Annotated in this window: 7 protein-coding genes; 2 read left to right on the top strand and 5 right to left on the bottom strand. The window is 71.7% G+C overall.

All coding sequences use genetic code 11. From position 1 onward, the window contains the following. From AB0B89_RS32840 to aceB, 5 genes are all read right to left on the bottom strand, one after another. Positions 1–305, bottom strand: a 305-nt coding sequence (locus AB0B89_RS32840; RefSeq protein ID WP_358560551.1) for a helix-turn-helix domain-containing protein, incomplete at its 3' end; no start/stop codon positions are given. Between the two features lie 47 nt (positions 306–352). Beyond that, on the bottom strand, positions 353–1,648 hold the full coding sequence (locus AB0B89_RS32835) for a heterodisulfide reductase-related iron-sulfur binding cluster (RefSeq protein ID WP_358560549.1): 1,296 nt from the start codon (positions 1,646–1,648) through the stop codon (positions 353–355). A gap of 13 nt (positions 1,649–1,661) precedes the next feature. Beyond that, entirely contained in the window at positions 1,662–2,915 is a 1,254-nt protein-coding gene (locus AB0B89_RS32830) for an FAD-binding oxidoreductase (protein ID WP_358560547.1), read from the bottom strand. Positions 2,916–2,978: 63 nt separating this feature from the next. Beyond that, the gene (locus AB0B89_RS32825) at positions 2,979–4,433 is read right to left on the bottom strand and encodes an FAD-linked oxidase C-terminal domain-containing protein (protein WP_358560545.1); all 1,455 of its coding nucleotides are present in this window, start codon (positions 4,431–4,433) and stop codon (positions 2,979–2,981) included. Further along, positions 4,430–6,019 (bottom strand): malate synthase A, encoded by a 1,590-nt coding sequence (gene aceB / locus AB0B89_RS32820; protein WP_358560543.1) that lies wholly within the window; start codon positions 6,017–6,019, stop codon positions 4,430–4,432. The genes AB0B89_RS32825 and aceB overlap by 4 nt, the downstream gene beginning before the upstream one ends. A 297-nt stretch (positions 6,020–6,316) precedes the next feature. On the opposite strand from aceB, the gene AB0B89_RS32815 reads away from it, so the two are divergent. Then, positions 6,317–6,997: a DUF4097 family beta strand repeat-containing protein gene (locus AB0B89_RS32815; protein ID WP_358560541.1), complete on the top strand. Its 681-nt coding sequence runs from the start codon at positions 6,317–6,319 to the stop codon at positions 6,995–6,997. A 153-nt stretch (positions 6,998–7,150) separates the two neighbouring features. Next, entirely contained in the window at positions 7,151–8,557 is a 1,407-nt protein-coding gene (gene hflX / locus AB0B89_RS32810) for a GTPase HflX (protein WP_358560539.1), read from the top strand. Positions 8,558–8,750: the final 193 nt, after the last annotated feature.

Below are 8,750 nucleotides of genomic sequence, written 5' to 3'. Positions count from 1 at the left end.
CGGCGGGGGCGGGCCCCGGTCCCGCCCGACAGCGCGCCCCTCGCGCCCCGGGCCGCCTCCCCCCCCCCCCCCCCGCCCCGCGCCCCGCCCCCCCCGCGCCGCACCAGGGCACTGCCCAGGGCGTAGCGGCGGTCGGACTCCTGCCGGACGTACCCCCGGGCCAGCAGCGAGCGCAGCAGCCGGTGGATCGTGCCGTACGGCAGGCCCGTGCGGGCGGCGATCTCGGACAGGCCCGCCTCGCCACCCTGGTCGGCCAGCGCCTCCAGCACGTCCAGCGCCCGGTCGACGCTCTGCACCGTGCTCATCGGGCCCGCTCCCCGGCGACGCTCTGGACCGTGCTCATCCGGTCCGCTCATCGGGCCCGCTCCCCGGCGGCCGAGGCGCCTGCGCGGTGCGGTGAACGTCCGATGGAGGCGGGGGAGAGGCCGCGCAGGGAGGCGTCGAGGACCTCGGCGGTGTGGGCGACACGGATGTCCTCGCCCCGCCTTCGCGCGGCCGAGGCGATCTGCATCGTGCACCCGGGATTGGCGGAGACCAGCAGGTCCGCTCCGACGCTCAGCACCTGCTCGGCCTTGCGGTCGCCGAGGTCGCGGGCGGCCTCCGGCTGGAACAGGTTGTACGTGCCCGCGGAGCCGCAGCACATCGACGCGTCCGGGACCTCCCTGAGCCGCAGGCCGGGCACGCTCGCCAGCAGGGCACGGGGCTCGGAGCGGATGCCCTGCGCGTGGGCCAGATGGCACGCGTCATGGTAGGCGACCGTGATCGGCAGCGGATGGCGCTCGGCCGAGGGTCCCAGCTCGGCCAGGAACTCCGCGAAGTCAACGAAGCGGAGTGCCCGCGCCCTGGCCTCCCAGGCGGGGTCACCGGCGAGCAGTTCGGCGTACTCCTTGGTGCTCGACCCGCATCCGGCCGCGTTGACGACCACCGTGTCCACGCCCGCGCGCTCGAACGTCGCGATCGTCCTGCGGGCGAACCGCACCGCCTCGTCCTTACGCCCCGAATGCACGGAAAGCGCGCCACAGCAGCCCTGCCCCGGAGGGATGACCACGTCGCACCCCTCCATCGCCAGCACGCGGGCCGTGGCCGCGTTGACCTTGGGGAAGAACTCCCCTTGCACGCATCCGGTCAGCATCCCGACGACCGCCCGCCGCTCGCCCCGCGCCCGTACCCGGTGCGGGAGGCGTACCCGGCGGGGGACCGGGGGAGCCAGCTCGGCCATGGCGGCGAGACGCGGATCGAGCCGTTCGAGCAGGGGACGCACGCGCGGCGTGAGCCGCTCACCTATCCGGAGCGGCAGGCGGAGCGCCCGCAGCCGCCGAGGGTAGGGGAACAGCCCGAACACCAGGGCGCGGAAGGCGCGGTCGGCCTTCGGGCGCCGGTGGACCCGCTCGACCTCGGCCCGCGTCGACTCGATCAGCAGGTCGTAGCGCACGCCCGAGGGGCACGCGGTGACGCAGGCCATGCAGCCCAGGCAGGCGTCGAAGTGACCGGCCATCTCGGGGGTCAGCGGGGTGCCCTCGACGTGCTGCTTCATCAGGTGGATCCGCCCGCGGGGGGAGTCCATCTCCTCGCCCCACAGGACGTAGGTGGGGCAGGCGGGCAGGCAGAAGCCGCAGTGTACGCAGTCCTTGATCAGCTCGGGGTCCATGGCCGTTCGCTCCTCACGCGCCGTGGCTCGCGGCCGGCGGCGGGCCGCCGATGAGCCGTCCGGGTGACATGCGCCCCTCGGGGTCGAAGCGCTCCTTCACCCGCCGCATCAGCGTGACCGCCCCGGTGGGCCCCCAGCGGTCGAGCCGTGACGCGACCTCCGGGGGCGCGGTCCACACCACCAGTCTCCCGCCGTCCGCGGCCACGCCGGAACGCAGGGACGTCACGAAGATCTCGGCGGCCGGTGCGGTGGTGTCCGGCGGGAGCGCCAGGTGCAGTACGGACGAGGCGACCGCCCCCCGGACCAGGACGGGGACGTCCCCGGCCTCCTCGGCCGCGCGCGTCACGGCGGCCAGCGCCCGTACGGCCGCGCCGGGCGGGACACGCAGCTCCAGCAGGAACTCCTCGCCGGGCAGGAGCCCCCACCAGACCGGGGGCTCGGAGGCGATCAGCGCGGACGGTCCCATGAGCTCGCCGGCGGCCTTCGCCCGCTCCTCGGCCGCCACGCCCTCGACGAGCGCCGCGACCGTCACGGGAGCGTGGACGCCCGGCCAGTCGATCTCCAGCGCGCTCGGTTCGAGCTGCGAGCCCGCGATGGCGGTGAGGCCGGGCAGGTCTCGCGGATCCTGGACGGTCGCGGTGACCCAGGCACGGGAGGCCGGCAGCGGGTGGAGGCGGAAGGTCGCCTCCGTGATCACACCGAGCGTGCCCTGGGAGCCGGTGAACAGCTTGCCGAGGTCGTAGCCCGCGACGTTCTTGACGACCTTGCCGCCCGAATGGGCGATCGTGCCGTCGGCGAGCACGACCGTGATCCCGATGAGCAGGTCGCGCGCCGTGCCGTACCGCAGGCGGCGGGGACCGGCGGTGGCGGTGGCGAGCGTGCCGCCGATGGTCGCCCCCTCGACCGGGATGTCCAGGGCGAGCTGCTGCCCGGCGCCGGCGAGGGCTTCGGCGAGCGCCTCGGCCGTCACCCCGGCCTGCACCCGTACGACCAGATCACCGGCGACGTGCTCCAGGACCTGGTTCAGGCAGCAGGTGTCCACCAGCAGGTCGCAGCGTTCGGGCGCGGGGCCCCAGTGCAGCTTGGTGCCGCCGCCGACCGGCACCACGGCGAGATCGTGCTCGGCCGCGACCCGCATCACGGCGGCGACCTCCTCGGTCGACTCGGGCAGCGCGACCCAGCGGGGCGCGATCCCGGCGACCTCGTCGTCAGGTCCGGCCTCCCGGATCGTCACACCGCCGGCCGCGAGGGCGTCACCGGCGCTCATTGAAGCACTCTCCCGGAGACGCCGCTCGACGGCGGGGCCGGGACGGGGAAGGGGGAGCGGGCATCAGAACAGTTCCGCCTCTCCGGAGGCCACGAGGGGATGCACGCCCTTGCGCACCCCGGGGGCCTCGCCGCACAGCCGGGGCGTGGGGAAGATCTTGCCGGGGTTGGACAGGCCCTTGGGGTCGAAGGCGCACCGCACGAGCTGCATGGTGTCCAGATCCTCCGGCGTGAACATTTTCGGCATATAGCGAGACTTGTCGACTCCGACCCCATGTTCCCCGGTGATCGACCCGCCGTGCGAGATGCACAGGTCGAGAATCTCGCTGGACACCCGCTCGGCGCGCTCTCCCGCCCCCTCCTCGGCGTCGTCGAACAGCACGAGGGGGTGCAGGTTGCCGTCCCCTGCGTGGAAGACGTTGGCCACGCGGATGCCGTACCGGGCGGACAGCTCCTCGATGCCCGCGAGGACGCCCGGCAGGGCCGTCCTCGGCACGACCCCGTCCTGCACCAGGTAGGCGGGGCTGATGCGGCCGACCGCCGCGAACGCCGACCTGCGTCCCTTCCAGATCGCCGCCCGTTCGGCCGGGTCGTCGGCGACCCGCAGCTCGAAGGCCCCGCTCTCCCGGCAGATGCGGTCGACCCGCGCGAACTGGTGGGCGACCTCCGCGCCCGGCCCGTCCAGCTCCACGATCAGCACGGCCCCCGCCCCGGCCGGGTAGCCGCAGCGCACCGCCGCCTCGGCGGCCTCGATGGCCAGCGCGTCCATCATCTCGATCGCCGCCGGGACGATGCCCGCGCCGATGATCGCCGACACCGCCTGCCCGCCGGACTCGACGTCGGTGAACGCCGCGAGCAGCGTGGTCACCGCTTCGGGTGCGCGCGACAGCCGTACGGTGATCTTGGTGGCGATGCCGAGGGTGCCCTCCGAGCCGATGAAGGCGCCGAGCAGGTCGTACCCCGGGTCCATGGCGTCGAGCTCGACGATCTCGCCGTCGGGGGTGACCAGCTCGATCGCGAGCACGTGGTTGACCGTGAAGCCGTACTTCAGGCAGTGCGCCCCGCCGGAGTTCTCGGCGACGTTGCCGCCGATCGAGCAGACCTGCTGGCTCGACGGATCGGGCGCGTAGTAGTAGCCGTACGGGCGCGCGGCCTCCGTGATCGCCAGGTTGGTCACCCCAGGCTCCACGACGGCCCGCCGGTTCTCGATGTCGATCGCGAGGATCCGGCGCATGCGCGAGGTGACGATCAGCACGCCGTCGCTGCGCGGGAGGGCACCGCCGGACAGGCCGGTGCCCGAGCCCCGCGCGACGAACGGCGTGCCGGTACGGTCGCATGCCCTGACCACCGCCGCCACCTGCTCGGTCGTCTCCGGCAGAACCACGATGGCCGGCGTCGCGCGATGGTAGGTCAGCCCGTCGCACTCGTACGTGCGCAGCCGCACCGGATCGGTGATCACCGCGGCGGGACCGAGGATCGACGCGAAGTGGCCGGACAGCTCGGCCAGGGCCGGGGTCATGGCATGCGTGCGTAGGCCGGGACGGTGAGGAAGTCGGCGAAGTCGTCGTCGAGCGCGACCTCCTTGAACAGCTCCGCGGCCTGCCCGTACAGCGACGCGTCGTGGCCGGGCTCCTCGCGGATCTTGTCGAGCTCCTCGGAGATGACCCGCTCCACCAGCTCCCTGGTCACCACCTCGCCGGTGTCGGCCAGCTCGATGTCGTTGTGGATCCACTGCCAGATCTGCGAGCGCGAGATCTCGGCCGTGGCGGCGTCCTCCATGAGGTTGTGGATGCCGACGGCGCCGCTCCCGCCCATCCAGGCGGCCAGGTAGCGCAGGGCCACGTCCACGTTGTTGCGCAGGCCCGCCTCGGTGATGCCGCCCGGCGTCTTGGACACCGCGAGCAGGTCGCCGGCCGAGACCGAGACGTCCTCACGGAGCCGGTCGAGCTGGTTCGGCCTGTCGCCGAGGACGGAGTCGAACACCTCCCGGCAGATCGGCACCAGGTCGGGATGCGCCACCCACGAGCCGTCGAACCCGTCGCCCGACTCGCGGGTCTTGTCGGCCCGCACCTTTTCCAGGGCGACCTTGTTGACCTCGGGGTCGCGGCGGGAGGGGATGAACGCCGCCATGCCCCCGATCGCGTGGGCGCCGCGCCGGTGACAGCTGCGCACGAGCAGCTCGGTGTAGGCCCGCATGAAGGGGGCGGTCATCGTCACGGCGTTGCGCTCGGGGAGCAGGAACTCCCGGCCCCGCGTGCGGAACTTCTTGATGACGCTGAAGAGGTAGTCCCAGCGGCCGGCGTTGAGCCCCGCCGAGTGGTCGCGCAGCTCGTAGAGGATCTCCTCCATCTCGAACGCGGCCGGGTAGGTCTCGATGAGGACGGTGGCCCTGATCGTGCCGTAGGGGATGCCGAGCAGCTCCTGCGCGCGGGTGAACACGTCGTTCCAGAGACGGGCCTCCAGGTGCGACTCCATCTTGGGCAGGTAGAAGTACGGCCCCCGGCCCTTGTCGATCTGCCGCTGCCCGCTGTGGAACAAGTAAAGGGCGAAGTCGAAGATCGAGGCGGAGACCGGCCTGCCGTCGACGACCAGGTGCTTCTCGGTCAGGTGCCAGCCCCGGGGGCGGACCACGATGGTCGCGAGCTCGTCGTCGGGCCTGAGCGCGTACCGCTTGCCGCCCGACTCGAAGTCGATCGTGCGGTCGAGCGCGTCACGCAGGTTGAGCTGCCCGTTGACCACGTTCTCCCAGAGCGGGGAGTTGGCGTCCTCGAAGTCGGCGAGCCAGACCTTGGCCCCCGAGTTGAGGGCGTTGATGGTCATCTTCCTGTCGACCGGGCCGGTGATCTCGACCCGGCGGTCCACCAGGCCGGGGGCGGGCTCGGCCACCCGCCACGAGTCGTCCTCGCGGACGGCCTTGGTCTCCGGAAGGAAGTCGAGGGTGCCGCCCGCGGACAGCTCGGCCTGGCGGGCCTGCCGGGCGTCGAGCAGCTCCAGCCGGCGGTCGTCGAACTCCCGCTGCAGGGTGGCCACGAAGCTCAGGGCCTCGGGGGTGAGGATCTCGTCGAAACGGTCTAGCAGCGGACCGGTTACCTCAACGCCGTCCATGGCCATCCTTTCCATCGTTCTTTTCCACTATGCGGAAAAATACTTCTGAATTATGGAATCGACGCTACTCGATGCCCAAGTCAGGGGTCAACGTCCGGTGCCACTGAGGGATCCCCAAGGGTCGTCTCGGGGCCTTCCCTGATGGGCGCCAGCCCGGCCGGCGAGCAATCTTGGACCATGACGAAGCAGACGCCCCCCGCCGTTACCTCCCCGGAGACCGGCTCCTCAAGCCGGGCCGTACCTCATGGCAAGGGGATGGCCCGGTTCGGAAGATCCGGTGACAGGAGAGGGAGAAGCGTGGTCGCCGCCGGAGCCGTGCTCGGCTCGGCGCTCCTGCTGACCGGCTGCGGCCTGCAGAACATCGGCGCCCCCACGAAGGAGGAGACCAAGTCCTACGACCTCGACGGCAAGGTGGCGATCCTCCGCGTGCGGAGCGGCTCGGGAGACATCGTGGTGAACGGATCGGACCGCCCCGGGGTCCACGTGACCGAGACGCTGCACTGGAAGTCCGGCAAGCCCACCACACGGCACCCGGTCTCGGACGACGTCCTCACGCTGGACTACAAGTGCGGCGAAGCCGACTGGGGATGCGGGGTCGACTACGAGGTCGAGGTCCCCCGCGGCCTTGCGATCAAGCTGGACGCGGGCTCGGGCGACATCACCCTGCGAACCCTGTCGGGAGAGGTCGACGCCAAGACCGGCTCGGGCGCGATCGACGCCAACGGCCTGGCCGGCAAGAAGGCCGTCGCGCAGACCGGCTCGGGCGACGTCGAACTGCGCTACACCGGCGTCCCCGACGACGTCCACGTGAGCACCGGGTCGGGTACGGGCATCGTGCGCGTGCCCCAGGGGGCCTACCACGTGACCACGCGGACGGGCTCGGGTGAACGGAAGGTCGACGTCACCAGCGACGACTCCTCCCCGCGGAAGATCTTCGTGAGGACCGGTTCGGGCGACGCCCAGGTCCTCAAGATCTGAGGCGCGCGACCCGGAGCGATAACAAGGTGAATCCGGATGGTCGTCGTGGCACCATCGTGGGGAAGACATCGACGGGGTCTCCGTGTTGAACTGTGCGAAGCGGTGAGCCCACGAGCGCCAAGGAGCGCCACCATAGCCACAGAGAAGACTTATATGTACAACGAGTCCCACGAAGATCACGCCACGGGCGACTACGACCTCGAAGAGCGGCAGGCGCTCCGGCGGGTCGCGGGGCTGTCGACAGAGCTCCAGGACATCACCGAGGTCGAATACCGGCAGCTCCGCCTGGAGCGGGTGGTCCTCGTCGGGGTCTGGACCGGCGGCACTGTCACCGACGCGGAGAACTCCCTTCAGGAGCTCAAGCTCCTCGCCGAGACCGCCGGATCGGAGGTCCTGGAGGGCCTCATCCAGCGCCGCCAGCGTCCCGACACCGCCACCTACATCGGTTCGGGCAAGGCTGTGGAACTGCGGGACATCGTGGTCTCCACCGGCGCCGACACCGTGATCTGCGACGGGGAGCTGACCCCCGGCCAGCTTCGCCAGCTTGAGGAGGTCGTGAAGGTCAAGGTCATCGACCGCACGGCCCTCATCCTCGACATCTTCGCCCAGCACGCCAAGAGCCGCGAGGGCAAGGCCCAGGTCGAGCTGGCCCAGCTCAGCTACCTGCTGCCACGGCTGCGCGGCTGGGGTGGGAACCTCTCCCGCCAGGTCGGCGGCCGGGCCGCCGGCGGCGTGGGCATCGGAGGCCGCGGCCCCGGTGAGACGAAGATCGAGCTCGACCGGCGCCGCATCCGCGAGCGCATGGCCAAGCTGCGCAGGCAGATCGGCGGCATGTCCGTCGCCCGCGAGACCATGCGGTCGCGAAGGACGCGGCGCGAGGTGCCGTCGGTGGCGATCGCCGGCTACACCAACGCCGGCAAGTCCTCGCTGCTCAACCGGCTCACCGGGGCGGGGGTCCTGGTGGAGGACGCGCTGTTCGCCACGCTCGACCCGACCGTGCGGCAGTCCCGCACGAACGACGGCAGGCTGTTCACTCTCGCCGACACCGTCGGGTTCGTACGGCACCTGCCGCACCAGCTCGTGGAGGCGTTCCGGTCCACGCTGGAGGAGGTCGGCGACGCCGACCTGATCCTGCACGTCGTGGACGGCTCGCATCCCGACCCCGAGTCGCAGATCGCCGCCGTACGGGAGGTCCTGGCCGACATCGAGGGCGTCAGGGACATCCCCGAGATCGTGGTGGTCAACAAGGCCGACGCCGCCGACCCGGTGGCGCTGGCCAGGCTGGCGACGCGCGAGCGGCACAGCGTGGTCGTCTCCGCTCGCACCGGGGCCGGCATCGACGAGCTGCTCGCCACGATCGAGCGGGAGCTTCCGAGGCTCGACCACGAGGTGCACCTGCTCGTGCCGTACGACAGGGGCGACCTGGTCGCGCGGGCGCACAAGGAGGGCGAGGTGCTCTCGGTCGACCACACCGGGGGCGGCACCATCCTTCACGCGCGCGTGCCCGCCGGCCTCTACTACGAGCTGGAGCGCACCGCCAAGCCGGTCGAGACCGTCTGATCCGCTTACCCGGACAGATCGGCTTGCCGGGACTGATCCGTTCACCCGGACACGTCCGCTGACCCGGACAGGTCCGCCTGCCAGGACGGCCGGCGCGTCATCGCGCCGGCTACGCTCTCCTACGCCGACGCCTGCCGTTGACCGGGACCGTCCAACAGCGACCTGGCTACCTCTCAGACTAATACGCCGGTCC

The organism is Sphaerisporangium sp. NPDC049002, from assembly GCF_040649355.1.
Classification (GTDB): Bacteria; Actinomycetota; Actinomycetes; order Streptosporangiales; family Streptosporangiaceae; genus Sphaerisporangium.
The sequence above is the reverse complement of the archived record's forward strand: the minus strand, read 5'-3'. Positions and strand labels throughout refer to the sequence as shown.

Coding starts and splice junctions, on each gene's coding strand:
- AB0B89_RS32830 (WP_358560547.1), bottom strand. CDS start 2,915: ATGAGCGCCGGTGACGCCCTCGCGGCCGGCGGTGTGACGATCCGGGAG.
- AB0B89_RS32825 (WP_358560545.1), bottom strand. CDS start 4,433: ATGACCCCGGCCCTGGCCGAGCTGTCCGGCCACTTCGCGTCGATCCTC.
- AB0B89_RS32835 (WP_358560549.1), bottom strand. CDS start 1,648: ATGGACCCCGAGCTGATCAAGGACTGCGTACACTGCGGCTTCTGCCTG.
- hflX (WP_358560539.1), top strand. CDS start 7,151: ATGTACAACGAGTCCCACGAAGATCACGCCACGGGCGACTACGACCTC.
- aceB (WP_358560543.1), bottom strand. CDS start 6,019: ATGGACGGCGTTGAGGTAACCGGTCCGCTGCTAGACCGTTTCGACGAG.